24 protein-coding genes are annotated in these 25,880 nt (G+C 56.8%); 19 read left to right on the top strand and 5 right to left on the bottom strand.

Translation table 11 applies throughout. The features are described from left to right. Positions 1 to 366: 366 nt before the first annotated feature. The 7 genes from yjbE (at position 367) to ubiA (ending at position 6,725) form a co-directional block, all read left to right on the top strand. Positions 367 to 615, top strand: coding sequence for an exopolysaccharide production protein YjbE (gene yjbE / locus ACA373_RS16580; protein ID WP_125290158.1), 249 nt, complete (start codon positions 367 to 369; stop codon positions 613 to 615). Positions 616 to 694: 79 nt separating this feature from the next. Beyond that, positions 695 to 1,336 (top strand): YjbF family lipoprotein, encoded by a 642-nt coding sequence (locus ACA373_RS16575; protein WP_253456227.1) that lies wholly within the window; start codon positions 695 to 697, stop codon positions 1,334 to 1,336. Next, entirely contained in the window at positions 1,333 to 2,082 is a 750-nt protein-coding gene (locus ACA373_RS16570) for a capsule biosynthesis GfcC D2 domain-containing protein (protein ID WP_370734830.1), read from the top strand. The genes ACA373_RS16575 and ACA373_RS16570 overlap by 4 nt, the downstream gene beginning before the upstream one ends. Continuing rightward, complete coding sequence (locus tag ACA373_RS16565) at positions 2,082 to 4,169, top strand: YjbH domain-containing protein (protein ID WP_370734829.1); 2,088 nt, start codon at positions 2,082 to 2,084, stop codon at positions 4,167 to 4,169. Before ACA373_RS16570 ends, ACA373_RS16565 begins: the two co-directional genes overlap by 1 nt. A gap of 148 nt (positions 4,170 to 4,317) precedes the next feature. Further along, complete coding sequence (gene psiE, locus ACA373_RS16560) at positions 4,318 to 4,716, top strand: phosphate-starvation-inducible protein PsiE (RefSeq protein WP_253456218.1); 399 nt, start codon at positions 4,318 to 4,320, stop codon at positions 4,714 to 4,716. Between the two features lie 602 nt (positions 4,717 to 5,318). Further along, entirely contained in the window at positions 5,319 to 5,846 is a 528-nt protein-coding gene (gene ubiC, locus ACA373_RS16555; RefSeq protein WP_253456214.1) for a chorismate lyase, read from the top strand. Further along, on the top strand, positions 5,847 to 6,725 hold the full coding sequence (gene ubiA / locus ACA373_RS16550) for a 4-hydroxybenzoate octaprenyltransferase (RefSeq protein WP_370734828.1): 879 nt from the start codon (positions 5,847 to 5,849) through the stop codon (positions 6,723 to 6,725). A 60-nt stretch (positions 6,726 to 6,785) separates the two neighbouring features. Here the strand turns inward: ubiA and plsB are convergent, their stop codons facing one another. Beyond that, positions 6,786 to 9,215: a glycerol-3-phosphate 1-O-acyltransferase PlsB gene (plsB, locus tag ACA373_RS16545; protein WP_253461154.1), complete on the bottom strand. Its 2,430-nt coding sequence runs from the start codon at positions 9,213 to 9,215 to the stop codon at positions 6,786 to 6,788. 128 nt (positions 9,216 to 9,343) lie between these two features. Between plsB and ACA373_RS16540 the strand changes: the two genes are divergently transcribed. The 3 genes from ACA373_RS16540 (at position 9,344) to ACA373_RS16530 (ending at position 11,281) form a co-directional block, all read left to right on the top strand. Further along, entirely contained in the window at positions 9,344 to 9,718 is a 375-nt protein-coding gene (locus ACA373_RS16540) for a diacylglycerol kinase (protein WP_301252092.1), read from the top strand. Between the two features lie 97 nt (positions 9,719 to 9,815). Continuing rightward, the gene (gene lexA / locus ACA373_RS16535) at positions 9,816 to 10,424 is read left to right on the top strand and encodes a transcriptional repressor LexA (protein ID WP_253456205.1); all 609 of its coding nucleotides are present in this window, start codon (positions 9,816 to 9,818) and stop codon (positions 10,422 to 10,424) included. A gap of 647 nt (positions 10,425 to 11,071) precedes the next feature. Further along, positions 11,072 to 11,281, top strand: coding sequence for a CsbD family protein (locus ACA373_RS16530; protein ID WP_125290167.1), 210 nt, complete (start codon positions 11,072 to 11,074; stop codon positions 11,279 to 11,281). 147 nt (positions 11,282 to 11,428) lie between these two features. Here the strand turns inward: ACA373_RS16530 and zur are convergent, their stop codons facing one another. Then, positions 11,429 to 11,944, bottom strand: a complete 516-nt coding sequence (gene zur / locus ACA373_RS16525; RefSeq protein WP_253456203.1) for a zinc uptake transcriptional repressor Zur — start codon at positions 11,942 to 11,944, stop codon at positions 11,429 to 11,431. Positions 11,945 to 12,382: 438 nt separating this feature from the next. Here zur and ACA373_RS16520 point away from each other — a divergent pair, with 438 nt between their 5' ends. The 3 genes from ACA373_RS16520 (at position 12,383) to pspG (ending at position 15,209) form a co-directional block, all read left to right on the top strand. Continuing rightward, complete coding sequence (locus tag ACA373_RS16520; RefSeq protein ID WP_253456200.1) at positions 12,383 to 13,621, top strand: conjugal transfer protein TraF; 1,239 nt, start codon at positions 12,383 to 12,385, stop codon at positions 13,619 to 13,621. A gap of 113 nt (positions 13,622 to 13,734) precedes the next feature. Continuing rightward, on the top strand, positions 13,735 to 14,730 hold the full coding sequence (gene dusA / locus ACA373_RS16515; protein WP_253456197.1) for a tRNA dihydrouridine(20/20a) synthase DusA: 996 nt from the start codon (positions 13,735 to 13,737) through the stop codon (positions 14,728 to 14,730). A 248-nt stretch (positions 14,731 to 14,978) separates the two neighbouring features. Next, positions 14,979 to 15,209: an envelope stress response protein PspG gene (gene pspG, locus ACA373_RS16510; RefSeq protein WP_370734827.1), complete on the top strand. Its 231-nt coding sequence runs from the start codon at positions 14,979 to 14,981 to the stop codon at positions 15,207 to 15,209. A gap of 240 nt (positions 15,210 to 15,449) precedes the next feature. Here the strand turns inward: pspG and ACA373_RS16505 are convergent, their stop codons facing one another. Further along, positions 15,450 to 16,430: a quinone oxidoreductase gene (locus ACA373_RS16505; protein ID WP_369895063.1), complete on the bottom strand. Its 981-nt coding sequence runs from the start codon at positions 16,428 to 16,430 to the stop codon at positions 15,450 to 15,452. A gap of 92 nt (positions 16,431 to 16,522) precedes the next feature. Between ACA373_RS16505 and dnaB the strand changes: the two genes are divergently transcribed. The 6 genes from dnaB (at position 16,523) to ACA373_RS16475 (ending at position 21,653) form a co-directional block, all read left to right on the top strand. Continuing rightward, a complete protein-coding gene (gene dnaB, locus ACA373_RS16500) occupies positions 16,523 to 17,938 on the top strand; it encodes a replicative DNA helicase (RefSeq protein WP_125290172.1) in 1,416 nt (471 codons plus the stop codon). A 268-nt stretch (positions 17,939 to 18,206) separates the two neighbouring features. Continuing rightward, a complete protein-coding gene (locus tag ACA373_RS16495; RefSeq protein ID WP_370734826.1) occupies positions 18,207 to 18,671 on the top strand; it encodes an Lrp/AsnC family transcriptional regulator in 465 nt (154 codons plus the stop codon). A 232-nt stretch (positions 18,672 to 18,903) separates the two neighbouring features. Further along, positions 18,904 to 19,518 (top strand): YitT family protein, encoded by a 615-nt coding sequence (locus ACA373_RS16490; protein ID WP_125290174.1) that lies wholly within the window; start codon positions 18,904 to 18,906, stop codon positions 19,516 to 19,518. A 78-nt stretch (positions 19,519 to 19,596) separates the two neighbouring features. Further along, a complete protein-coding gene (locus ACA373_RS16485) occupies positions 19,597 to 20,790 on the top strand; it encodes an amino acid aminotransferase (protein ID WP_370734825.1) in 1,194 nt (397 codons plus the stop codon). A 115-nt stretch (positions 20,791 to 20,905) separates the two neighbouring features. Continuing rightward, a complete protein-coding gene (locus tag ACA373_RS16480) occupies positions 20,906 to 21,322 on the top strand; it encodes a secondary thiamine-phosphate synthase enzyme YjbQ (protein ID WP_301252096.1) in 417 nt (138 codons plus the stop codon). A 1-nt stretch (position 21,323) separates the two neighbouring features. After that, complete coding sequence (locus ACA373_RS16475; protein WP_125290176.1) at positions 21,324 to 21,653, top strand: MmcQ/YjbR family DNA-binding protein; 330 nt, start codon at positions 21,324 to 21,326, stop codon at positions 21,651 to 21,653. A 62-nt stretch (positions 21,654 to 21,715) separates the two neighbouring features. Here the strand turns inward: ACA373_RS16475 and ACA373_RS16470 are convergent, their stop codons facing one another. Both ACA373_RS16470 and uvrA read right to left on the bottom strand, forming a co-directional pair. Then, a complete protein-coding gene (locus tag ACA373_RS16470; protein ID WP_125290177.1) occupies positions 21,716 to 22,768 on the bottom strand; it encodes an NAD(P)-dependent alcohol dehydrogenase in 1,053 nt (350 codons plus the stop codon). 248 nt (positions 22,769 to 23,016) lie between these two features. Beyond that, the gene (gene uvrA / locus ACA373_RS16465; RefSeq protein ID WP_253456179.1) at positions 23,017 to 25,848 is read right to left on the bottom strand and encodes an excinuclease ABC subunit UvrA; all 2,832 of its coding nucleotides are present in this window, start codon (positions 25,846 to 25,848) and stop codon (positions 23,017 to 23,019) included. Between the last annotated feature and the right edge of the window lie 32 nt (positions 25,849 to 25,880).

The raw sequence follows: 25,880 nt of genomic DNA, 5'->3' as shown, positions 1-25,880 counted from the left end.
TAGTCCGAAACGTATTCTCGTTCGATCCGCTTAAAACGCTGAGTAAATACATTTAACTCACTGAAAAAATGCACTTTTAACAGAAAAAGCGCGCTGCCGCATTTTCTGCCCATAAAACGGCCGTTTTAATCACAATCGGTAGTGAATGGCGCTAACTTGTCGCGTTATGGCAGCGATAAATAGCGATATAACGAGTTTATTGACCAATTGTTGCCTTATCCCTCCAAAAATGTTTCTGTTTCACACAGCGAAGCGGCAGCAGCCAGCGCGTTTAACCGTCCTGAATTCTGGTAATTTATTGCCTTATAATGAGCCGGTCTGAAATCTTTCAGGCGAGTTATCCATTCATTCTATGAAGGATTTTGTATGAAAAAAGTCTTATGTGCTGCTGCAGCCGTAGCGTACTTAGCGACTGCTTCCGCCGCGTTTGCCGCGCCTGAAGAGGCCGGTGCCGCAGCGGGCGCCTCGGCGGGAACCCTTTCCGCCGGGACGACCACGGCAGTGGGTGTGGGCGCGCTTGGCGCGCTGGTTGGCGTGGCGCTGGCAGCAAGCAGCGGCGGTAACGGTTCCAACACCGGAACCACGACTACTACCACCACCAGCACCACTCGTTAAGTGCAGTAAATTAATCATAACCACACGCTTGTGTGGTTATTTTTTGATATTTTCAGACTTCATTCAGGAACTTACACCAGTGCGCTACCTACCACTGCTGCTTTTATGCCTGCTTGCCCAGGGCTGCACACAAACACAAAAAAGCCTGGGGGAGACGGTAAAACTCGCTCTGCTCGGGCCGGACGACGTCGAGGTAACGGCAGAGCAGGTCGAAGGCCTGCCCTATGCCAGCATGTATCTGCGCGTTAACAACGGCCAGCGTATTTTTGTGGTGCTGGGCTTTGACGAAAACGGCCAGCAAAAATGGATCACGCGCGATCGCACCATGATCGTCACGCAGCATGGCCGCGTGGTGAAAACGTTAGGCCTGGCGGACAACCTGCATGAGGTGAGCAACCTTGCTCAGGATCCGCTGGCCGATCCGCTGCATCTGACCGATGGCGCAGGCTGGACACGCCAGCTGACCTGGTCGGCAGCGGGCCGCTTCCACGCCGCGACGGCGGTATCGCGCTTTACGCGTTTGCAGGATGAGGTACTTGACCTGACAGGGCACCGCGTCGCCTGCCGCGTCTGGCAGGAAGAGGTCACGGCCGACGGTAAAACCTGGCGCAATATTTTCTGGATCGACACGACTACCGGCCAGGTTCGCCAGTCGCGGCAGACGCTGGGCGGCGACGACGTCTCCGTTGAAACCACCATCCTGAAGCCTGCAAAATCATGAAAAATATTACTTATCTCCTCGCAGGCCTCGCCGCCTGCGTGTCGCTGAACGTGTGCGCCGACAGCGAAGTCACCGTCTTCTCGCCGGATCGCAGCGAAACTGCGCTGGTCAGCCATGCACAGAACCTGGCGCAGCTGACGGCAAGCCCCGCGCTGGCAGGTACCTGGTGGCCAGGCACGGTTATCAGCGAAAAGCTGGCGACGGCAGCGGCGGTACAGCAACAGCAGCAGCTGCTGGCGCGTCTGAAAAGCTGGAGCGCGGAATTACGTGCCGACGACGACGGCGAAAAAGCCGCGGTTGTCGATAACCTTTACCAGCAGATTGCCGCCATTAAGGTCACGGGTCGTCAGATTGTGAACCTCGATCCGGACTGGGTGCGCCTGCGCCCTGAAGAGAACCGTCGGCTGGAGGGTGAATACAGCGTCTATACGCTGCAAAAACCCGGCAGCCTGACGATCGCCGGTCTGGCGAATAACAGCGGCAAAACAACCTGGGTGGCGGGCCGCAGCGTGGTTGACTATCTGGCTGACCACGAGCGTCTGGACGGCGGCGAGCGCAATTTCGTCACGCTGATCGCGCCTACCGGCAAAACCGAGCAGGTGCCGGTCGCCTACTGGAATCGCCGCGATATTGAACCCGACGCGGGCAGCATTATTTACGTTGGCTTTTCTGCCTGGTCGCTGCCTGACGGCCCGGATCTTAACCAGCAAATTATTTCTGTTTTGACGCACCGGATCCCTGACTGATGAAAAAAACTTACCTTCTCAGCCTGCTGGCGATGTCCGTGGCCTGCGCTTGCCAGGCTCAGGCTGCGGATCCTGTCGGGCCATCGCAGTCCGACTTTGGCGGCGTGGGCCTGCTGCAGGTGCCAACGGCGCGTATGGCGAAAGATGGCGAATTCAGCCTGAACTACCGCTATAACGATCAGTACCGCTTCTATTCCTCCTCGGTGCAGCTTTTCCCGTGGCTGGAAGCCACCATCCGCTATACCGACGTGAAAACCCGTCGCTACAGCGCCGTGGAAAGCTTCAGCGGCAGCCAGTCCTATAAAGACAAGGCGTTCGATCTTAAAGCGCGACTGTGGCAGGAAGGCTACTGGTTGCCGGAAGTCTCCGTCGGCGCGCGCGACCTGGGCGGTACAGGACTGTTCGACAGCGAATATATGGTTGCCAGCAAAGCCTGGGGGCCGTTTGACTTCACCGTCGGGCTGGGCTTCGGCTATCTCGGCAACAGCGGCACGGTCAAAAACCCGTTCTGCGAGGCGGACAGCAGCTACTGCTACCGCTCCAACACCAACGGCACCGCCGGTTCGGTCAGCGACAAAGATCTGTTTAAAGGCCCGGCGGCTATTTTCGGCGGCATTGAATACCAGACGCCATGGCAGCCGCTGCGTCTGAAGGTGGAATACGAAGGCAACGACTATCAGGATGATTTTGCCGGTCGCCTGGAGCAGAAAAGTAAAGTCAACGTTGGGGCTATTTATCGCATCACCGACTGGGCCGACGTTAACGTCAGCTACGAGCGTGGCAACACGCTGATGGCGGGCTTTACGCTGCGCACCAACTTCAACGATCTGCATACCGCCTCGGTGGATGCGCCTAAGCCAGCTTATAATCCACAGCCGCAGGGCGAATTCCTCGAGCCGACGGTGGTGGCGAACCAGCTGACCGACCTGAAATATAATGCGGGCCTGGTGGGGCCAAGAATTCAGGTGAAGGGCGACACGCTTTATGTTTCCGGTCAGCAGGTAAAATATCGCAATACCCAGGAAGGGATCGATCGCGCCAATGTGATCATGATGAATGCGCTGCCGCAGAACATCGAAAAACTGAACGTGACCGAAACGCGCAACAATATGCCGCAGGTCACTACGGAAACCAGCACCGACAGCCTGCGTCAGCAGCTGGAAGGCTATCCGCTCGGCAAAGAAAAAATGCTGGATCAGAAGCGGGTTAACCCGTCCGATCCTGGCCATACCGAGCAGGGCTATTACATCGACGCGGATCGCTTTAACGCCAGCCTGTCACCGGTGCTGAACCAGTCCGTCGGCGGGCCGGAAAGCTTCTATCTGTACCAGGTCGGCGTGATGGCCAGCGCCAACTACTGGCTGACCGATCATTTGCTGGTGGACGGCAGCGTCTTCGGCAACCTGGCGAACAATTACGATAAGTTCACCTATAACGGCGCGCCGGCCGATTCCTCGCTGCCGCGTGTCCGTACCCATATCCGCGACTATGTTGACAACAACGTCTACGTAAATAACCTGCAAGCCAACTATATGCACTCCCTGGGCAACGGCTTTTACGGGCAGGTTTACGGCGGCTATCTGGAAACGATGTATGGCGGCGTGGGCGGCGAACTCCTTTATCGTCCGCTTGATTCCGACTGGGCGTTCGGCGTTGACGCTAACTACGTCAAGCAGCGCGACTGGGACAACATGATGCAGTTCACCGACTACAATGCGAAAGTCGGTAATCTGACCGCCTACTGGCGTCCCTCCTTCTTTAACCATCAGGTGCTGGTGAAGGCGAGCGTGGGTCAGTATCTGGCCGAGGACAAAGGGGCGACGCTGGACGTTTCCCGTCAGTTCGACAGTGGCGTGATCGTCGGCGCTTACGCCACCAAAACCAACGTTTCGGCGGAGGAGTATGGCGAAGGCGACTTCACCAAAGGCTTCTACATTTCTATTCCGATGGATCTGTTTACCGCTTCGCCGACGCGTGGACGCGCGCAGGTCAACTGGACGCCGCTGACGCGCGACGGCGGTCAGATGCTGGGCCGCAAGTATCAGCTTTACGATATGACCACCGATCGGGACAAAGACTTCCACTAGGGTGCACAGCAAGGGGCGAATTTTCGCCCCTTTTTTTATGCCTGTTGCGGGCGGCTGGCCTGCGGAAAACTTGTGAAGCAGCTCACACTAAAGCATATTGTGGCGGTCAGGATGATCTGACGGGAAATCGTATTTGCAGAGGATGATAATGATTAACGCCACGCGTATTGCCTGGTTTTTACAGATGGTGCTGAACGTAGGCCTGATTTCACTGGCCGGTATTCTGGCCGTTTTTTTAGGAAAAGAGACGTTTCATCTGGCCAACGTGCTGCTGAATACCGGCGAGCAGACCTCTTCGTATCTGCTGATCGAAGGGATTGTGATCTACTTTCTGTACTTTGAATTTATTGCGCTGATTGTGAAGTACTTCCAGTCCGGCTACCACTTCCCGCTGCGCTACTTTGTGTATATCGGCATCACGGCTATTATCCGCCTGATCATCGTCGATCATAAGAATCCGCTCGACACGCTGGCCTATTCTGTCGCGATCCTGATCCTGGTGGTGACGCTGTGGCTGGCGAACAGCAACCGCCTGAAACGCGAATAGGCAGGAAGACGCTTTGTGGGCTGACGAAGCGGCAGCTTTTCGCCCAAGGGCAGAAACAAAAAAACCGCCTTTAACGGCGGTTTTTTTGCGCTGGCCAGGTAAGCGGCCTTGCCAGCAGGTTGATTGCTGATTTAACGCAAGCACTCCCAAGTGCTCATAGAATGTCCTTTTGAAGAATGTCTGTCAAGTGTACAAACTGCTTGTTTAGCGTACAATGCGGGCGGGCCTTTTCGCCGTCTTAAGCAAGCGGGCACCGGATTGGGAAAAGGATTTCCAACGGCCGTAAACGCAAGTACTCCCAAGTGCTTGCATTCGCAGTTACATCTCCGGTGGTGGCATTGCGAAGCGGCCTTTAGCAGGGCCGCACAATGAAACGGTATCTTTGTATCGTGCTCGTTGTTTCTGGTGCGCTGTGGTCATCCGGAGAAGGGAAGTGGGAGCTGTCCCATAATTCCATCACGGTGATCGTTAACGCAGCAGGCAAGTAAGCCAGGAGGCCGTCCTACCGGGGCGGCTTTCCGCTTCGCTATCCTGTTAAAATTCTGTTTAACGCCTTTTGCCTTGTGCTACGCTAGCCCCATTTTACTGTCCGGAGAAGCGCAATGACCAACCGCGCGCTGACGCAGCTGCACGCTATCGAATGGCTTCCACTCTCTTCGCCCCAGCTGACGCCGTCGCTGCTTGACTGGCTGATGGAAGAAGATTCCATGACCCGCCGCTTTGAACGCCACTGCGAAAAAGTTACCGTTGAGATCCTGCGCGAGGGCTTTATCGGGGCGGAAGAGGCCGGCGCGGATGCGCTGCTGCTGCCTGAAGAGCCGCGCTACTGGCTGCGGGAAATCCTGCTGTGCGGCGATGGCGAAGCCTGGCTGGCGGCCCGCACCATCCTGCCGGAATCCACGCTACAAGGGCCGGAGCAGAAGCTGCAACAGCTTGGCAGCCAGCCGCTGGGGCGCTATCTTTTCGCCTCGTCGACGCTCAGCCGCGATTTTATCGAACCGGGACGCAGCCACGACCTGTGGGGTCGCCGCTCGCTGCTGCGCCTTTCCGGCAAGCCGCTGCTGCTGACCGAACTGTTTTTACCGCCTGCGCCGCTTTATCACGCCGTTCAGGCCGAAAGGAAGAAGTAGATGGAAAAATCTTTACCTGTCAGTAAGCTTCAGGCCTACAGTCGCCTGATGCGGATTGATAAGCCAATCGGCTCGCTGCTGCTGCTGTGGCCGACTTTCTGGGCGCTATGGCTGGCCGGGCTGCGCGTGCCGCCGCTCAACGTGCTGGTGGTGTTTACGCTGGGCGTCTTTTTTATGCGCGCGGCGGGCTGCGTGGTTAACGACTTTGCCGATCGCAAGATAGACGGACACGTCAAACGCACGCAATCGCGGCCGCTACCGAGCGGCGCAGTCACCTCGACGGAGGCGAAATTTTTGTTTGGCGGTCTGGTGCTGGTGTCGTTTTGCCTGGTGCTGACCATGAATCTGATGACCATCCTGCTCTCTTTTGGCGGCCTGGCGCTGGCGTGGATCTATCCGTTTATGAAGCGCTACACCCATCTGCCGCAGGTGGTGCTGGGCGCGGCGTTTGGCTGGGCCATTCCGATGGGCTGGGCGGCGGTCAGCGAAACGGTGCCGCTGGCCTGTTGGCTGCTGTTTTTCGCCAATATTTGTTGGACGGTCGCTTACGACACGCAGTATGCGATGGTGGACAGGGATGACGATTTAAAAATCGGCGTCAAATCCACCGCCATCCTGTTTGGCCGTTTTGATAAGCTGATTATCGGCCTGTTGCAGCTGGCCACGCTGGGGCTGATGGCCGCCATCGGCTGGCTGACGCAGCTGGGGGCGCCTTTTTACTGCTCGCTGCTGGCGGCGGCGGCGCTGTTTATTTATCAGCAAAAGCTGATTAGCGCTCGCGAACGTGATGCCTGCTTTCGTGGCTTTCTGAATAACAACTATGTGGGGCTGATCCTGTTTGTCGGCATCGCTTTGAGCTGTGCGCCGTTTTCTGGCTGATCGACAGCCAATAAAAAAGGCCGGTGTGATGCTCACGCCGGCCTTTTTTTTATCTCTTACCTACTCGTACGTCAGCGCGCTTTCAATGGTCATCCGCACTTCCTGACTGATCAGATCGGCCAGCAGCTGATAGACCTTATGCGTTCTTTCATAGTGCGCATCGCCGGTATCGCTGATATAGCCTTCATCACGCAGCGTCAGCACCAGCGTCGAGAACACCGCCTTATCGAAGAATTCCGGCGCGTTGATGCCGTGCAGCACCGACAGGCGCTGCGCCATGGTGCGGCTCTCTTTCTCCAGCGTACCGCGGTTGATCGACGGATTGGCGCTGAGGATAGAAAAGGTGATGGCGTAGCGCTGTAGCGTCTCCCGCACACCGGCCGCCAGCAGCTGTAGCGTATGGAAACGGGCAGGGCTGAGGCGTAGCGTTTGCGTCTGCTCGTCGGCGGTCAACAAACCCTGACGCGCCATTTCGCTGACCAGCGGATCCAGCACGCCCGGCAGCTCGTCTTTTTCCCAGTGCAGGAACAGCTCGCTTTTCAGCATAGGATAGATCACGCTGACCTGGCGCAGCAGCTCGGCGCGCGTCAGCTCCTGATGCTGCATCAAAATTACCGCAATCACCGACGGCATCACCAGCATGTGGTGAACGTTGTTGCGGTAATAGGTCATCAGCACCGCCTGCTCGCGCGGCAGCACGATGATCTCGCCGATATTATCCTGCTCGATCTCGAACTTGTTCATGCTGAGCGCATGATCCAGGAGCGCTTCCGGCGTCATGTCCGGCACGGTGGCGTCCGGCGAATAAGGCACGTTGCGCAGCAGCTGAATATAGCAGTCCAGCTGTTCCACCAGCTGCTCACGGGTTAGCGAACGCTGACGGGAAGCCAGCAGCGCGGTAACGCACAGGTTCATGGCGTTGGCCGCGCCCGCGTTATTGATCCGCACCATGACGCGCTGGGCGATATCGTTGACCGCTGGCGTCAGCCAGGCCGGACGCTGGGATTCGATCGGGTCGATAGCGTCGCGCCATTCCGGCACGTGCTTGTTCAGGTAAGCCACCAGCGGCAGCGGTTCACCGAAGTTGACGTAGCCCTGGCCCAGATTGCGCAGCTTGCGCAGCCCGCGCACCATCTGCATAAAGCCTTCTTTTTCTTTGGTCGCGCCGCGCAGCTCTTTGGCATAGGTGCCAACTTCCATGACGTGCTCGTAGCCGATGTAAATCGGCACCAGCGTAATCGGGCGGTTGCCGCCGCGCAGCATCGCCTGAATGGTCATCGACAGCGTGCCGGTTTTCGGATCGAGCAGGCGTCCGGTACGGGAACGGCCGCCTTCCACAAAGTACTCCACGGAATAGCCACGGGTGAACAGCTCGCCCAGGTATTCGCGGAAAACGGTGGAGTAGAGCTTGTTGCCCTTAAACGTGCGGCGAATAAAGAACGCGCCCAGGCGACGGAAAATCGGGCCGGCCGGCCAGAAGTTCAGGTTGATGCCCGCAGCGATATGCGGCGGCACCAGGCCCTGGTGATAAAGCACGTAGGAGAGCAGCAGGTAATCCATATGGCTGCGGTGGCACGGCACGTAAACGATTTCATGGCCGTCCTGCGCCAGCTGACGCACGCGCTCGCCGCCGTTGACGTTGATGCCCTGATAGAGCTTGCTCCACGTCCAGCCCATGATCCTGTCGGTCAGACGGATTGCCTCGTAGGAGAAATCCGCGGCAACTTCTTCCATCAGCTCAATGGCGTTCTGCTGCGCCTTCTCATGGGAGATTTTCTTACTGCGCGCTTCGTCCTCTACGGCCTTGGCGATAGCCTTGGACTGTAAGAGCTTGTTGAACAGATCCTGACGCACAGGCAGACGCGGGCCGACTGCGGCAAGGCGCTGACGGGCAAAGTGCATTCTGGCCACGCGCGCCAGCTTCTGGGCGATGGTTTTATCGGTGCCGTGCTCGGTTGCCATACGGCGCAGCGACACCATCGGCGAGAAACGCACAAAGCTGTCGCGGCCCAGCCACAGGACGGCGATAAATTTCTGAATGCCGTTCAGCACGCGCAGATGCGGCTGGCTTTCGCCCTGAACTTCACGCCCCGGCGCCCGACCAAACATAATCGAGACGGGCACCATCTGCACGTCCAGCAGCGGGTTGCTGCGATGGAGATCCAGATAGTCGTGAAACGTCTTTACGGATTCCGGATTGGCCGCGTAATAAGGAAATACGCGCGGGCCATCATGAATAAAGACGTAGCGGGGCAGCAGCGTGCCGTCGATCTCCAGCGGGTCTAAAGGATCGGGCAGATCCTCTTTGCGACACTGCTCACGCAGCGCCAGCAAATCGGCCTTTGAATCGTATGGCAGCACATACATAATAGGACGCGACGTATCCAGCCCCAGCTCAACGACCGGCTCGGCAGGGATCGCTTTACTTTTTACCAGCATTTTTACCGGTAAATTCAATAATTTGTAATATAAGTTACGCCAACCTGACATAGACAACATAAAGCCTCTTGTTAGCAAAGCGCCGCAAGCATACCAGAATCCTTGCATGAGATCTGTGGTGTTGCAAAATGTGCGCTACCCTGACATTGACGCTAAACAGAACAAAGGGTTCCCTGATTATGGCAAATAACGCCTCGGGTTTAACGCGGATCATTAAAGCTGCGGGGTATTCCTGGAAAGGATTACGGGCGGCCTGGCAACACGAGGCGGCTTTCCGCCAGGAAGTGGTTGCGGCGGTAGTGGCGATTATTATCGCCTGCTGGCTGGACGTGACGCCTTTGGCCAGAGTCATGCTGATTGGCTCCGTCGCGCTGGTGGTGATTGTGGAAATCCTCAACAGCGCGATAGAAGCCGTGGTCGACAGGCTGGGCAATGAGTTCCACGAGCTTTCCGGGCGCGCCAAAGATATGGGCTCAGCTGCCGTGCTGTTAGCTATTCTGTTAGCGGTTTTTGTCTGGCTGACGATTCTGCTTTCTCACCAGCCGCCGGGCTAAATAGCTATCACCATGGTTTTTTATCCGGCTTGAGGTTTTCATTGACGAAATACCTGTATATACTCACAGTCGACTGTATAAACAACCAGGGGGCGGGATGAAAGCACTAACGGCAAGGCAGCAGCAGGTCTATGACCTGATTCGCCAGCATATTAACCAGACCGGCATGCCGCCGACGCGGGCAGAGATTGCCGCTCAGCTCGGCTTCCGCTCCCCGAATGCGGCTGAAGAACACCTGAAGGCGCTGGCGCGTAAAGGCGTTATCGAGATCGTTTCCGGCGCATCACGCGGTATCCGCCTGATGATGGAAGAAGTCGATGGCCTGCCGCTGATTGGCCGCGTGGCGGCAGGCGAACCGCTGCTGGCGGAACAGCATATCGAAGGCCATTACCAGGTCGATCCCGATCTGTTTAAGCCGGGCGCGGATTTCCTGCTGCGCGTTAGCGGCATGTCGATGAAGGATATCGGCATTATGGATGGCGACCTGCTGGCGGTTCATAAAACCCAGGACGTGCGCAATGGCCAGGTCGTGGTAGCGCGTATTGATGATGAAGTCACCGTCAAGCGCCTGAAAAAGCAGGGCAACATTGTGCAGCTGCTGCCGGAAAACAGCGAGTTCCAGCCGATTGTGGTGGATCTGCGTGAGCATACCTTCTCTATCGAAGGGCTTGCCGTCGGCGTGATCCGCAACGGTAGCTGGCTGTAATAGCCAGACGCCGTGCCGCCTCTGCGTCGTTGCGATGACGCAGAGGCTTGCTTCTACCGGCGGGCGTATCGCCTACGGCTTTTATTTCGCACCTCTCATATTGTCTGAATCCTTCTGCTGTATGCCCCTGCCATATTGTCTGACCGCACCTACGGTTGTTGTCTGCCCCTGCCATATTGTCTGAACGTGCCTGAATGTCTCCTGTGGAGCGCAAGCCATCGTAGTTCTGTCCGACATATATTGATGCCCGCTCCTGTTCGTATTTAGCGTTTATTGTCTTTTCGTATCCCACGCTGACATTTACTGCCTGTTGGTATTCCGCATTGGCGTTATTGTGTGTTGGCATTCCGTATGGGCGGTTACTCTCTGTTGGCATCCGTCGCTTCCCGCTCCCTTCGATCGAACCGGCAAAATCGCCTCAGCGCTTCTGTTCTCCCGCTTCTTAAGTATCCGAGCCCGCGCGATTTTTGCTGCCCGGCCCGTGCCGCTTCGCTTTTTTTTAGAAAAATACGCCGCCTCGCCGTGCAAACCTGCCATCTTCTACTACAATTATCTGTACGTTAAGCATTTGGGCAGCGTTTTATGTTGCTGTCAGTGGTTTTGCTGTAACGATAAGCTGTTATCACCTAAGGTTAAGGAGAAACAAGATGAATAAAGACGAAGCCGGCGGTAACTGGAAACAGTTAAAAGGTAAATTTAAAGAAAAATGGGGCAAGCTGACCGATGACGATATGACCGTCGTAGAAGGTAAACGCGATCAGCTGGTCGGTAAAATTCAGGAACGTTATGGCTACACCAAAGACCAGGCTGAGAAAGAGCTGGGCGACTGGGAAACCAGCAACAACCACCGTTTCTGATAAGATAGCCCCCGGAAAGGCTGACTGGCACTGCCAGGGCCGATTCTCCGGATAGCCTTCTAAAGCAAGGGCAGCGCTTCTGGCGCTGCCCTTGTTGTTTTGTCTGGCGCGATCCCGCCGCTTAAATTATTCTGATGGTTGACCGTTTCAACGACCGCGCTTTTTTGTCCCAAGCGTATGATCGTGCTGGCACGCATCCTGATGCTGGCAGGCTTCCACCTCAACGCAGCTTTGGCACAATCCGTGCGCTTCAATCACGCTGTTGGTCAGCGCAAAGCCCGCTGCCCGCGACAGGGACTTCAGAATATCCTGCACGCCTTCCGCATGTTGCTCCGCTACGCCGCCGCAGCGGTCGCAGATCAGCATCGCCGAGGTATGCGCAGGCTCTTCGAAATGATGGCAGACGACATAGCTGTTGGTGGACTCCACGCGATGCACGAATCCCTGCTCCAGCAGAAAGTCCAATGCCCGATAGATAGTGGGCGGTTTGGCCTGCGGTTCGCTGGCGCGCAGCAGGTCCAGCAGGTCGTACGCGCTGATCGCGCCGTGGTGCTGGCTCATCAGCCGCAGCACCTCCAGACGCTGAGGCGTCAGCCTGACGTTGCGCTGCTGACAGATAGCTTCCGCCTGCGACAGAATATTTTCAGGACTGTTAATGTTCATAGATCTCCCCAGGCTGGCTTAGCACGTTATATTATCACAGCGCCGATAAAAACGCCGCGCTTCCGGCTTCCGGCCTGAGCGTCTCCCTTCATCGCTATGCCCGCAAAAAATTTCAGTCAAATCCGAAGAGCGGAAGCTCACCTTTGTCATCAACTGCGTTGTACCATTCATTACTAAAGAAGACCGTCAATAACGGTTGCACTCTGAAATGTTTTGGCTACATTTACTTAAATATTTGTAAACCTTTCCACAGCAGACGTTGAAAACACGGCTTATTTTCAAGCCAGCTAGCAGATTAAAAGCCGTGCAATGAGCAGAAAAGCCCCGGTAATTTGACTTAGTTCAGGCTAATGACTTAGCGCCGTTCGGCCCATTATACGGACAATCACACTTGTCGCGCTTCAGGCGCTGTCTCCTTTGTTGAAGGGTTAGAAGTAAATGGTCAAAAAATTTAAGCTGAACAGATTCACCCGACCGGTTGTATTTCCCGTGCTGTTTCTGGCTCCGCTAAGCGCTCTGGCCGCTGGCAACTACTACGACGCTCGCAACGATGCGATGGGTGGCACGGGCGTAGCCTCTTCAACCTATGGCACGGCGGTGCTGGCTAACCCGGCGCTGATGACGAAAGCCCAGCCGGAAGACGATGTCAGTATTATTCTTCCGGCCGCTGGCGCGCAGCTGACGGATAAGCACAAGCTCATCGATAAAGTGGATGACCTGAGCGACAGCGTTGACCGCTATCAGGACATTGCCGAGCAGGATCCCATCAGCCTGAATTATCCACGCGTGCGGGCGGCGGCCGGCGATCTGGCGAGCCAGCTGCGCGGCATCAAGGGCAACAAAGCCTGGGCTACGGCAGGCGCGGCCGTGGCGGTGACCGTGCCGAACGAAGTGCTGCCTTTTGCCTTTGTGGCGAAAGCTTACGGTACGGCGCACGTGACGGCGAACGTCAGCCAGGGCGATATCGACTATTTGCAGCGCATTGCCGACGGCACCGATTTTCCACGGCCGGGCGCGCAGGACTCGCTGACCTCGTCAGCGCTGGGGCGCGGCGCCATAGTTTATGACTACGGCGTTGCCGTGGCGCATGAGTTCAATATTGCCGGTCATCCGGTTTCGTTTGGCATCACGCCGAAGATCCAGAAGACTTATCTCTATAACTATAGCGCCTCCGTTTATAACTACGACAAGTCGGATTTCACCAAAGGGCGCTATAAAAATTCCAATACCGGTTTCAACATGGATGCCGGTGCGGCGACCGATCTGAACGATAACTGGACGCTGGGCGTCAGCGCGCAGAACCTGATTGCCCGCGATATCGATACCCGCGAAGTGAACGGCTACAAGGATACTTACCAGATCCGCCCGGTAGTGACGCCTGGCGTCTCTTATCATACCGAGCGGCTGACGGCGGCGCTGGATGTGGACGCCACGCCGACCAAACGGTTTAAAACGGTGGAAGACAGCCAGTATGCAGGCGTGGGCGCGGAGTATCGCGTACTGGACTGGCTGCAGCTGCGTGCAGGTTATCGTGCGGATATGAAGTCTAACGATACCAACGTGGTCACCGCCGGTTTTGGCGTGTCGCCGTTTAACAAGGTACATCTGGACCTGGCCGGAATGCGGGGCAATGACAATACCTGGGGCGCGGTAGCCCAGCTTAACTTCACGTTCTGATTTCTCTCAGGGGCGCATCACCGTGCGCCCTTACAGCCCGTTTAGCGATTGCGGGCAGTCATGCTATCATTGCGCACATTATCGTCATTTGTTAATCAGAGTCTTTGCGCTTTATGACCCAAAATTTACCTGCCCACCGTTTTTCCGTTGCGCCAATGCTGGACTGGACCGACCGCCACTGCCGCTACTTTCACCGTCAGCTGAGCCGTCAGGCGCTGCTTTACACTGAGATGGTCACCACCGGCGCCATTATTCATGGCAAAGGCGACTATCTGGCCTGGAACCAGCAGGAGCAGCCGGTCGCCCTGCAGCTTGGCGGTAGCGATCCGCTTGCGCTGGCGCAATGTGCCGAACTGGCGCAGGCTCGCGGCTATAACGAGATCAACCTGAACGTCGGTTGTCCTTCCGACCGCGTGCAGAACGGACGCTTCGGCGCCTGCCTGATGGGAGAAGCCGCGCTGGTGGCGGACGCGGTGAAGGCCATGCGCGATCGCGTGTCGATTCCGGTCACGGTAAAAACCCGTATCGGCATTGATGAGCAGGACAGCTATGAGTTTCTCTGCGATTTTATCCGTCAGGTATCGGAACAGGGCGGCTGCGACATGTTTATTATCCATGCGCGTAAAGCCTGGCTTTCCGGCCTCAGCCCGAAAGAGAACCGCGAGATCCCGCCGCTGGACTACGAGCGCGTTTATCAGCTGAAACGTGATTTTCCGCATTTGACGCTGTCGATTAACGGCGGCATCAAGTCGCTGGCGGAAGCCAAAGCGCATTTGCAGCATGTGGATGGCGTGATGGTAGGCCGCGAAGCCTATCAAAATCCGGGAATGCTGGCAGAGGTTGATCGGGAGCTGTTTGGCTGCGATCGTCCTGCGGTCGATCCGGTGGCGGTGGTGCGCTCAATGTACCCTTATATTGAAAGCGAACTGGCGCAGGGAACTTACCTGGGCCATATCACTCGCCATATGCTTGGGCTGTTTCAGGGGATCCCTGGCGCACGCCAGTGGCGTCGTTATCTGAGTGAAAATGCCCACAAGCCGGGTGCGAACGTAGAGACGCTGGAAGCCGCGCTGGCGCTGGTGGCCGACAAGGTACCGACAGCGGTATAAGCCGTCGGGCCAAAGGCGCTATCAGTAAGCGGCGGCCGGCAGAAATCCTCGAATGACCGCCTGTAAAGCACGGCCTGCTGCTGGCTCGCTATTACCTGGTCAATATCGCGCCAGGTAATAGCGATATTGACCAGGCCCTCCGTGCGGTTCTTTTATCCTTTCTCATTAAATTCAAAGCGTTAGATGAACTGCATTTCTGGCACGGATCTTGTAATAGTGCTACAGCATCTTTAACGGGAGGAACGCTAATGGAAATCTTTTTCGTGCTTGGCTTTTTTGTCATGCTGCTGCTGACGGGCGTTTCGTTGCTGGGGATTATCCTGGCGCTGTTTGTCGCCAGCGTAGTGATGATGTTCGCCGGTTTGCTGATGGTGGTCATTAAAATGCTGCCTTGGCTGGCGCTGGCGGTCGCTGCGGTATGGATTTATCGCGCATACCGTAAACCGCCGTCAAAAACAGCACGCTGGATGTCTCGCTAATTTCAGAGCGTTGACGCCAGGTTTGCAAAAGGTAATGCGGAGTCGATCACAACCTGGCAGATCGCACAGACAAATTTGCAATTAAACATATTTTTTACTTATGAATTCTGTCAGGATGATTTTACTGAATTGCCGAAATTCATCGCCGCTGACCCTACAACCAGCGCGAACTATAAAAAAGAAAAAGGGGCTTCCTACGGGAAGCCCCACTTATTTCTGACAGGCCTGGCGCGTTTGCCGTCAGGGGATCAGCAGGCAGGAGCCTTGAGTGGCACGGCTTTGCAATGTTTTATGCGCCTGCTGCGCGTCCGTTAACGCAAACTTCTGCTGTTCCGGCACCTCTACCTTAATCGCACCGCTGGCTATCAGCGAAAACAGCTCGTTGCTGGCCTGCGTCAGCGCATCGGCGTTGGTGATATAGCCGTTAAGAGAAGGGCGGGTCACGTACAGCGATCCTTTCTGGGTGAGCGTTGATAAATTCACCCCGGTCACCGGCCCGGAGGCGTTGCCGAAGCTGACCATCAGGCCGCGCCGCTGCAGGCAGTCCAGCGAGGCTTCCCAGGTATCCTTGCCTACCGAGTCGTACACCACGCGCACTTTCTTGCCGTTGGTCAGTTCCAGCACGCGCTTTGCCACATCTTCTTCGCGATAGTTAATGGTTTCCCAGGCGCCGGCCTCTTTGGCTCTTGCCGCTTTTTCCGCCGAGCCGACGGTGCCGATCAGATGCGCGCCCAGCGCTTTCGCCCACTGGCAGGCAATCAGCCCTACGCCGCCCGCCGCCGCCTGAAACAGAAAGGTTTCGTCCGGCTGTACCACGTAGGTCTGCCGCAGCAGGTAATGCACGGTCAGCCCTTTCAGAAACGAGGCCGCCGCCTGCTCAAAAGAGATGGCGTCCGGCAGCAGCGCCAGCTTGTCAGCCGCAACGGCATGATATTCGCTGTAGGCGCCCAGCGCCGACTGCGCATAAACCACGCGATCGCCAACCTTAACCGTAGTCACGCCTTCGCCCACGCTCTTTACCACGCCAGCCGCTTCCGTTCCCAGGCCAGAAGGCAGCGAAGCCGGATAAAGCCCACTGCGCACGTAGGTATCAATGTAGTTAATGCCTATCGCTTTGTTCTCAACCACAACCTCGTCAGCGGCCGGTTCCGGGATGGCCGCATCGATAATCTGCATCACTTCCGGGCCGCCGTGCTGACTGATTTGTATGCGTTTTGGCATGGTCACTCCTGTTGATTGCGCGTGATTGATGGAGGACGAAAGGCCGTCAAACGGGTATACTGGCGCGTCCCCACACAAGGTATTACATCACTATGGCAGGAAATAAACCCACCAACAAATCCAATGAAAACCGTGAGCCGCGCGACCGGCAAATGGAAGGGCTGAAGCTGCCGCCCCATTCGCTGGAAGCGGAGCAGTCCGTGTTGGGCGGCCTGATGCTGGATAACGAGCGCTGGGATAACGTCTCTGAGCGCGTGGTGGCGCAGGACTTCTTTAGTCGTCCGCATCGCATGATCTTCAGCGAAATGCAGCGGCTGCTGGAAATGGGCAAGCCAATCGATCTGATCACGCTTTCCGAGTCGCTGGAAACCAAAGGTGAACTCAGCATGGTCGGCGGTTTCGCTTACCTGGCTGAATTATCGAAAAATACGCCAAGTGCGGCGAACATAGGCGCCTATGCCGACATCGTACGCGAACGAGCGGTGGTACGCGAAATGATCGCGGTGGCAAACGAGATCGCCGATGCCGGTTACGATCCGCAAGGCCGCACCAGCGAAGATCTGCTCGATCTGGCGGAATCCCGCGTTTTCCAGATCGCCGAAAATCGCGCCAACAAGGATGAAGGGCCGAAAAGCGTCGATCAGATCCTGGAAGCGACGATCTCCAGGATCGAATCGCTTTACCAAACGCCGCATGATGGCGTAACCGGCGTTGACACCGGCTATCAGGATCTTAATAAGAAGACCGCAGGTCTCCAGCGCTCGGATCTGATTATCGTGGCGGCGCGTCCGTCGATGGGTAAAACCACGTTTGCCATGAACCTCTGCGAAAACGCGGCGATGTTGCAGGATAAACCGGTATTGATCTTCAGCCTGGAAATGCCCGGCGAACAGTTGATGATGCGTATGCTGGCCTCGCTTTCCCGCGTTGACCAGACCCGTATTCGTACCGGCCAGTTGGATGACGAAGACTGGGCGCGTATTTCCAGCACGATGGGCATCCTGCTGGAGAAGAAGAACATGTTTATCGATGACTCTTCCGGCCTGACGCCAACGGAAGTGCGCTCGCGCGCGCGACGTATTTTCCGTGAGCACGGCGGGTTAAGCCTGATTATGATCGACTACCTGCAGCTGATGCGCGTCCCGGCGCTGTCCGATAACCGTACGCTGGAGATTGCCGAGATTTCCCGCTCGCTGAAGGCGCTGGCAAAAGAGCTGCAGGTGCCGGTCGTGGCGCTGTCGCAGCTTAACCGTTCTCTTGAACAGCGTGCCGATAAGCGTCCCGTTAACTCCGATCTGCGTGAGTCCGGCTCCATCGAGCAGGATGCCGACCTGATCATGTTTATCTATCGTGACGAGGTTTACCACGAAAACAGCGATCTGAAAGGCATTGCGGAAATCATTCTGGGCAAGCAGCGTAACGGCCCTATCGGCACGGTGCGCCTGACCTTTAACGGCCAGTGGTCGCGCTTTGATAACTACGCCGGCCCGCAGTACGACGACGAATAAGCTCTTCTTTCTTTGCCTCTTCCGGTAGCGGCCGTTATTGGAAGAGGGTTTTCATTGCCTTCAGGCATATCAATACGCTAACCCTTTATTCTCTCCTGCTGTTCTTCTCGTAATTTTTTTGAATATTAATCTCTGACAAGAAAGCCATTACCAATAAGCGTGCGTTTACCCGGCAGCGGTTTTTCCCTTAGGAAAATAGTATTGGACAACGAGGCGGGAACTGCGCTTACCTGTCCGGCAGGAAAAATAATTAGCCGCCGGATAAATGATGACCCAGATCGATGATTATGACTTCAAAATACTGACGCTGCTGGAAAGCAATGGCCGCCTGACTAACCAGGAGCTGAGCGATCTGGTCGGGCTTTCCGCTTCGCAGTGCTCACGCCGCCGCATCAACCTTGAGCAGGCGGGGCTGATCCTCGGCTATCACGCACGGCTTTCAGCTAATGCGGTAGGGCTGGGCCTGATCGGCCTGATTGAAGTCCGCCTGATTAACCACACCGCTGAATACGTGGACAGCTTTACCCGCATGGTGGCTGAAGAAACGGCTATCGTCGATGCCTGGAAAACCACCGGCGATGCCGACTACCTGCTGAAGGTCGCCGTCGCCGATTTGCCCGCGTTGAGCGCGCTGATTAGCCAGCTGGTGGCGGGACATCGAAGCGTGTCGCATGTTAAGACCTCTGTCGTGCTCACCCGCCTGAAAGAAAACGGCATGATGACGCTTGGCTGACCAATAGCCCTTTTTTGGTGCAGATGTGGATCAATTTAGTGCATGGTCAGGGTATGCCATGCGAGATATAAGCGTGTTTCCTCTTATTCATGCATATATTGATGCTTTTACCCCGTAAATGCGCACAAGGTTAATTCTTTCCAGTCAATCACTTGTCTCGCCATCACCCGAATGGCAAAAGAGTGGTGCGATTCTTGCTGAGTCAGCGTTTATTTCTCAGAGAATCAACCTTATGGATAACGTCGTTCAGCCTGTTAAAGTCCCCCATACCTTTATCGAAGATGCGCTGGCGCTGCTGTTTGGAACGCTGATGGTCTCGTTTGGCGTAATGCTGTTAAAAAGCGCGGGTGCCCTGACCGGCAGCACCGCAGGTATCGCTTTTCTGCTTAGCTATCTGACGCACGCTTCTTTCGGCCTCGCTTTTTTCCTGATCAACCTGCCTTTTTACTGGCTGGCGGTTAAGCGCATGGGCTGGGCGTTTACCCTTAAAACCTTCAGCGCCGTCGGCCTGGTGTCGCTGTTTACCCATCTGCATACGCTTTTTATCCATTTTTCCGCGCTGGATCCCTTTTACGCCACGCTGTTCGGTAACGTCATTATGGGGATTGGGTTTATAGTACTGTTCCGCCATAAGGCCAGCCTGGGCGGCGTGAATATTCTGGCGTTATGGCTACAGGATCGTTACGGTATCCGTGCCGGAAAATTACAGATGGCGGTCGATACCTGCGTGGTACTGGCCTCGCTGTTTGTGGTGCCGTTGCCGATGCTGGCGGCCTCGGTTGCGGGCGCGGCGATCCTTAACCTGATTATCGCCATGAACCACCGCCCTGGCCGTTACGCTGTCTGAACCAGGCGCGGCGCCCTTCGTCGCGCAAGGCCGCGAGCGCCACAGCGTCCGACCAACTAATTAATGGAGATTTGCACCGTGTTTCAAAACGTTGATGCCTATGCTGGCGATCCGATCCTTTCCCTAATGGAAACCTACAAGCAGGATACGCGCCCCCACAAGGTTAACCTGAGCATCGGGCTGTATTACGACGGCCAGGGCGTTATTCCTCAGCTGAAGGCGGTGGCCGCAGCGGAAGCGCGTCTGAACGCGCAGGCGCACGATGCTTCTCTCTATCTGCCGATGGAAGGGCTGCCGTCCTACCGCAGCGCGGTTGCGCCGCTGCTGTTTGGCCAAGAGCATCCAATGCTGCAGGCCGGGCGTATTGCCACCATCCAGACCGTTGGCGGCTCCGGCGCGCTGAAGGTCGGTGCGGATTTCCTCAAGGCGTATTTTCCCGGCTCCCAGGTCTGGGTCAGTAACCCAACCTGGGAAAACCATATTGCGATCTTTTCCGGCGCGGGTTTCCAGGTAAACACCTATCCGTGGTACGACGATGCGACCAACGGCGTGAAGTTCGAAGAGCTGATCGCCACGCTGAAGACGCTGCCGCCGCAGAGCATCGTGCTGCTGCATCCCTGCTGCCATAATCCAACCGGCGCCGATCTGACTAACCAGCAGTGGGACAGCGTGACGGCGGTACTGAAAGAGCGCGATCTGATCCCCTTCCTGGATATTGCCTATCAGGGCTTTGGCGAAGGCATGGAAGAAGACGCCTATGCGATCCGCGCGATTGCCGCCGCAGGTTTACCGGCGCTGGTCAGCAACTCTTTCTCAAAAATCTTCTCGCTGTACGGCGAGCGCGTCGGCGGTCTTTCCGTAGTCTGTGAAGATGCGGAAGAAGCTTCCCGCGTGCTGGGCCAGCTGAAGGCCACCGTGCGCCGCAACTACTCCAGCCCGCCAAACTTCGGCGCTCAGGTGGTGGCCTGCGTGCTGAACGACGCGGCGCTGAAAGCGCAGTGGCTGGCGGAAGTCGAGGCGATGCGCGTGCGCATCTCCACCATGCGTCAGGCGCTGGTGGACGTGCTGACCACGGCGGTGCCGGGCAAAAACTTCGATTACCTGCTGAAGCAGCGCGGCATGTTCAGCTACACCGGTCTGAGCGCGGCACAGGTCGATCGCCTGCGTGACGAGTTCGGCATCTATCTGATCGCCAGCGGGCGTATGTGCGTGGCGGGCCTGAACAACGAGAACGTGCATCAGGTTGCCGAAGCTTTCGCGGCGGTCATGTAAGCCGCTGTGGCCGGACGCCCGTCCGGCCTTTTTCACTCTTTTTTCCCTCCGCAGGTTTACCTTTTCCCATCATGCTGCACACTTAACGGAACGTATTCAGTTAAGGAGCATAACGATGTGGTATCAGCAGACAATCACCCTGGATCCCAAATCCCGCGGCTTTCATCTGGTAACGGACGAGATCGTCCAGGAGCTGCGGCGGCTTGGCGATGTGCAGGTCGGCCTGCTGCATCTGCTGCTTCAGCATACTTCCGCCTCGCTGACGCTGAATGAAAATTGCGATCCCACGGTGAGAAGCGACATGGAAAACCATTTTTTGCGGCAGGTGCCGGAAAAGGCGAACTATGAGCATGATTACGAAGGCGCGGACGATATGCCTGCGCATATTAAATCTTCGTCGCTGGGCGTGTCGCTGACGCTGCCGGTGAGCCGTGGCAAGCTGCTGCTGGGCACCTGGCAAGGCATCTGGCTGGGCGAGCATCGCAATCACGGCGGCAGCCGCCGCATTATCGCCACGCTACAGGGGGAATGACATGAACGTATCGGATTTACTTTCTTACTGCATGGACAAGCCGGGCGCGGAGCAGGTCGTGCATAACGACTGGAAAGCGACCCAGATAAAAGTGGATGACGTGCTGTTTGCGATGGTACATGAAGTGGACGACCGTCCTGCGGTAACTCTGAAGTCGACGCCCGCGCTGGCGGATTTACTGCGGGAAAAGCACAGCGATGTGGTGCCCGCCGCGCATCTGAATAAAACGCACTGGAGCACCGTGCTGCTGGATGGCTCGCTGAAGGATTCGCAGATTTACTATCTGATCGACGCCTCGCTTCAGCAGGCGCTGGCTACGCGAACGGCGTAGTGAAAGAAGACGCGGCTCAGGCACCCTGATACCCATCGGGCTTCAGGATGCCTGAAGAACGTTTATCCGCGCAGCGTGGCGATATCAATCACAAAACGGTACTTCACGTCGCTTTTCAGCATACGTTCGTAGGCTTCGTTGATTTCGTCCATTTTGATCATCTCGATATCCGAGGTGATGTTGTGCTTGCCGCAGAAATCCAGCATTTCCTGCGTTTCTTTGATGCCGCCAATCAGCGAACCGGCGATGCTGCGGCGTTTGAAAATCAGGTTAAACACCTGCGGTGATGGATGATCGTGTTCCGGCGCGCCAACCAGCGTCATGTTGCCGTCGCGACGCAGCAGCGTGATAAACGGGTTCAAATCGTGCGGAGCCGCCACGGTATTCAGGATAAAATCAAAGCTGTTGGCGTGCTGTGCCATCTGCTCAGGATCTTTAGAAATCACCACTTCATCCGCGCCCAGGCGTTTGCCGTCTTCTACCTTAGAAGGCGAGGTGGTGAACAGCACGACATGCGCGCCCATCGCGTGTGCGATTTTCACGCCCATATGGCCCAGACCGCCCAGGCCCACGATACCGACTTTTTTGCCCGGGCCTGCGCCCCAGTGGCTCAGCGGCGAATAGGTGGTGATGCCGGCGCACAGCAGCGGCGCGGCGCCTGCGGGATCCAGATTCTCCGGCACGCGCAGCACGAAGTCTTCATTGACGACGATCTGCGTTGAGTAGCCGCCGTAGGTGATGTCGCCGGTTTCGCGATCTTCACCGTTATAGGTGCCGGTAAAGCCGTTTTCGCAATACTGCTCCAGGTCTTCTTTACAGCTGTCGCAGGTGCGGCAGGAATCAACCAGACAGCCGACGCCGACTAAATCGCCGATTTTATACTTGTGCGTATGGCCGCCGACGGCGGTCACGCGACCTACGATTTCATGTCCCGGTACGACGGGAAAAATGGTGTTTTTCCACTCGTTGCGGGCCTGGTGTAAATCGGAATGGCAGACGCCGCAGTAAAGAATTTCAATCTGTACGTCGTGCTCACGCAGTTCGCGCGGCTGGAATTCAAAAGGCGCAAGCTTTGCATCGGCGCTTTTAGCGGCATAAGCATGGGTAATATTCATGGACTCTCCTGATAATGGAATGGCGTGTGCCTCACGGCTCATTAAGGATAGTGGCCCGTTCCGCGCAGGGGTATGCCGGAACCTGTTTAAATCTTGCCTGATCCTGCAAGTTTTAGGGGAAAATGACAAAAAACAGGCGCTAATAAGAAAGTTTTATTGCAGACGCGGAAGAAAATGGCGGAAGCGATAACGGCAGTGCAGAGGGAAAAAAGGCGCGAGCCGTTAACGACTCGCGCCTTCGTGGCAAACTATTTCTTTGCCAGTAGCGGTTTAAGGAAGCGTGCGGTATGCGACTCTTTGCACTCCGCCACCGTTTCCGGCGTGCCGGAGACCAGGATCTCGCCGCCGCCGCTGCCGCCTTCCGGGCCGAGATCGACAATCCAGTCAGCCGTTTTGATCACGTCCAGGTTGTGCTCAATCACCACGATGGTATTGCCCTGATCGCGCAGCTGGTGCAGCACGGCCAGCAGCTGCTGGATATCGGCAAAGTGCAGGCCGGTGGTCGGCTCATCCAGGATGTAGAGCGTCTGACCGGTGCCGCGCTTCGACAGCTCGCGGGCCAGCTTGACGCGCTGCGCCTCGCCGCCGGAAAGCGTGGTGGCCGACTGCCCCAGACGGATATAGGAAAGGCCCACGTCCATCAGCGTTTGTAGCTTACGCGCCAGCGCAGGCACCGCATCGAAGAACTCGCGCGCTTCTTCGATAGTCATCTCCAGCACCTGGTGAATGCTTTTGCCTTTGTATTTAATCTCCAGCGTCTCACGGTTATAGCGCTTGCCCTTACACTGGTCGCACGGCACGTAGATATCCGGCAGGAAGTGCATTTCCACCTTAATCACGCCGTCACCCTGACAGGCTTCGCAGCGTCCGCCGCGTACGTTAAAGCTGAAGCGGCCCGGCGTATAGCCGCGCGTGCGCGATTCCGGCACGCCCGCAAACAGTTCGCGCACCGGCGTAAAGATGCCGGTATAGGTGGCCGGGTTGGAGCGCGGCGTACGCCCGATCGGGCTTTGGTCGATATCGATAACCTTATCGAAATGCTCCATGCCGGTAATTTCGCGATAGGGTGCCGCCTCGGCGATGGTGGCGCCGTTCAGCTGGCGCTGCGCGATAGGGAACAGCGTATCGTTGATCAGCGTCGACTTGCCGGAACCGGACACGCCGGTAATGCAGCTGAACAGGCCAACCGGCAGCGTCAGCGTGACGTCCTTCAGGTTGTTGCCTTTTGCGCCGCTCAGCTTCAGCACTTTGCTGGCATCGGCTTTGACGCGCTCTTCCGGCACCTGAATACCGCGCTCGCCGCTCAGGTACTGTCCGGTCAGCGACTCCTTCACGGCCATGATGTCGTCAACGGTGCCTTCCGCCACCACCTGGCCGCCGTGCACGCCCGCGCCCGGCCCGATATCAATCACGTGATCGGCAGCGCGGATCGCATCTTCATCATGCTCTACCACGATCACGGTGTTGCCCAGATCGCGCAGGTGTACCAGCGTCTCCAGCAGGCGCTCGTTATCGCGCTGGTGCAGGCCGATAGAAGGCTCATCCAGCACGTACATCACGCCCACCAGCCCGGCGCCGATCTGGCTCGCCAGACGGATACGCTGTGCTTCGCCGCCCGACAGCGTTTCAGCAGAGCGGGACATCGACAGGTAATTCAGGCCGACGTTAACCAAAAACTTCAGGCGATCGCCGATCTCTTTCAGTACTTTCTCGGCGATTTTGGCGCGCTGGCCGCTCAGCTTCATGTTCTGGAAGAACGCCATTGCATGGCCAATGCTCATATCCGAAATAGTCGGCAGCGTGGTGTTCTCAACGTAGACGTGGCGCGCTTCACGGCGCAGACGCGTGCCTTCACAGGTCGCACAGGCGCGGTTGCTGATAAACTTAGCCAGGTCCTCGCGCACCGCGGCGGACTCCGTCTCTTTGTAACGGCGCTCCATATTATGCAGCACGCCTTCGAACGGATGACGACGCACGGAGGTATCGCCGCGATCGTTGATGTATTTAAACTCGATGCTCTCTTTGCCGGAGCCGTACAGGATGATTTTGCGAGCCTTGTCGCTCAGCGAATCAAACGGCGCTTCGATGTCGAAATCCAGGTGCTCGGCCAGCGAGCGCAGCATCTGGAAGTAGTAAAAGTTACGGCGATCCCAGCCACGGATAGCGCCGCCGGCCAGCGACAGCTCCGGGTTTTGCACCACGCGATCCGGATCGAAATATTGCTGTACGCCCAGACCGTCGCAGGTCGGGCAGGCGCCGGCCGGATTGTTGAACGAGAACAGGCGTGGTTCCAGCTCCGTCATGCTGTAGCCGCAGATTGGACAGGCGAAATTGGCGGAGAAGATCAGCTCTTCCGCCTGCGCGTCGTCCATATCGGCGATCACGGCGGTGCCGCCGGAAAGCTCCAGCGCCGTCTCAAAAGATTCCGCCAGGCGCTGTTTCAGATCTTCCCGCACCTTGAAGCGATCCACCACTACTTCGATGGTGTGTTTCTTTTGCAGCTCCAGCTTCGGCGGATCGGAGAGATCGCAGACCTCGCCGTCGATGCGCGCGCGGATATAGCCCTGTGAAGCCAGGTTTTCCAGCGTTTTGGTGTGCTCGCCCTTGCGTTCTTTAACGATAGGCGCGAGCAGCATCAGGCGGCGGCCTTCCGGCTCCGACAGCACGTTATCCACCATCTGGCTGACCGTCTGCGCCGCCAGCGTGACGTCGTGGTCCGGGCAGCGCGGTTCGCCCACGCGAGCAAACAGCAGGCGCAGGTAGTCGTGGATTTCCGTGATGGTGCCGACGGTAGAGCGTGGGTTATGCGAGGTTGATTTCTGTTCGATCGAGATGGCTGGCGACAGCCCTTCTATATGATCGACATCCGGCTTTTCCATCAGCGAGAGGAACTGACGCGCATAGGCGGAAAGGGATTCCACGTAGCGGCGCTGCCCCTCGGCATACAGCGTATCAAACGCCAGCGAGGACTTACCCGAACCCGACAGGCCGGTGACAACGATCAGTTTGTCGCGCGGGATGATCAGGTTGATATTCTTCAGATTATGGGTGCGGGCACCCCGTACTTCGATCTTATCCATTCACAATTCCCGGATTAACACGGACGTCACCA

This window comes from Erwinia sp. STN24, assembly GCF_041320675.1.
In the GTDB taxonomy this organism is placed as follows: domain Bacteria; phylum Pseudomonadota; class Gammaproteobacteria; order Enterobacterales; family Enterobacteriaceae; genus Erwinia; species Erwinia aeris.
This window is presented reverse-complemented; position numbering and strand designations above follow the sequence as displayed.

Excerpts from the sequence above, each read along its gene's own strand:
- ACA373_RS16540 (WP_301252092.1), top strand. The coding sequence starts at position 9,344 with ATGGCAAATAACGCCTCGGGTTTAACGCGGATCATTAAAGCTGCGGGG.
- ACA373_RS16565 (WP_370734829.1), top strand. The coding sequence starts at position 2,082 with ATGAAAAAAACTTACCTTCTCAGCCTGCTGGCGATGTCCGTGGCCTGC.
- ACA373_RS16495 (WP_370734826.1), top strand. The coding sequence starts at position 18,207 with ATGACCCAGATCGATGATTATGACTTCAAAATACTGACGCTGCTGGAA.
- plsB (WP_253461154.1), bottom strand. The coding sequence starts at position 9,215 with ATGTCAGGTTGGCGTAACTTATATTACAAATTATTGAATTTACCGGTA.
- ACA373_RS16480 (WP_301252096.1), top strand. The coding sequence starts at position 20,906 with ATGTGGTATCAGCAGACAATCACCCTGGATCCCAAATCCCGCGGCTTT.
- ubiA (WP_370734828.1), top strand. The coding sequence starts at position 5,847 with ATGGAAAAATCTTTACCTGTCAGTAAGCTTCAGGCCTACAGTCGCCTG.
- psiE (WP_253456218.1), top strand. The coding sequence starts at position 4,318 with ATGATTAACGCCACGCGTATTGCCTGGTTTTTACAGATGGTGCTGAAC.
- ubiC (WP_253456214.1), top strand. The coding sequence starts at position 5,319 with ATGACCAACCGCGCGCTGACGCAGCTGCACGCTATCGAATGGCTTCCA.
- ACA373_RS16570 (WP_370734830.1), top strand. The coding sequence starts at position 1,333 with ATGAAAAATATTACTTATCTCCTCGCAGGCCTCGCCGCCTGCGTGTCG.
- ACA373_RS16470 (WP_125290177.1), bottom strand. The coding sequence starts at position 22,768 with ATGAATATTACCCATGCTTATGCCGCTAAAAGCGCCGATGCAAAGCTT.
- ACA373_RS16530 (WP_125290167.1), top strand. The coding sequence starts at position 11,072 with ATGAATAAAGACGAAGCCGGCGGTAACTGGAAACAGTTAAAAGGTAAA.
- ACA373_RS16505 (WP_369895063.1), bottom strand. The coding sequence starts at position 16,430 with ATGCCAAAACGCATACAAATCAGTCAGCACGGCGGCCCGGAAGTGATG.
- lexA (WP_253456205.1), top strand. The coding sequence starts at position 9,816 with ATGAAAGCACTAACGGCAAGGCAGCAGCAGGTCTATGACCTGATTCGC.
- ACA373_RS16490 (WP_125290174.1), top strand. The coding sequence starts at position 18,904 with ATGGATAACGTCGTTCAGCCTGTTAAAGTCCCCCATACCTTTATCGAA.
- zur (WP_253456203.1), bottom strand. The coding sequence starts at position 11,944 with ATGAACATTAACAGTCCTGAAAATATTCTGTCGCAGGCGGAAGCTATC.
- ACA373_RS16475 (WP_125290176.1), top strand. The coding sequence starts at position 21,324 with ATGAACGTATCGGATTTACTTTCTTACTGCATGGACAAGCCGGGCGCG.
- pspG (WP_370734827.1), top strand. The coding sequence starts at position 14,979 with ATGGAAATCTTTTTCGTGCTTGGCTTTTTTGTCATGCTGCTGCTGACG.
- dnaB (WP_125290172.1), top strand. The coding sequence starts at position 16,523 with ATGGCAGGAAATAAACCCACCAACAAATCCAATGAAAACCGTGAGCCG.
- uvrA (WP_253456179.1), bottom strand. The coding sequence starts at position 25,848 with ATGGATAAGATCGAAGTACGGGGTGCCCGCACCCATAATCTGAAGAAT.
- ACA373_RS16520 (WP_253456200.1), top strand. The coding sequence starts at position 12,383 with ATGGTCAAAAAATTTAAGCTGAACAGATTCACCCGACCGGTTGTATTT.
- yjbE (WP_125290158.1), top strand. The coding sequence starts at position 367 with ATGAAAAAAGTCTTATGTGCTGCTGCAGCCGTAGCGTACTTAGCGACT.
- dusA (WP_253456197.1), top strand. The coding sequence starts at position 13,735 with ATGACCCAAAATTTACCTGCCCACCGTTTTTCCGTTGCGCCAATGCTG.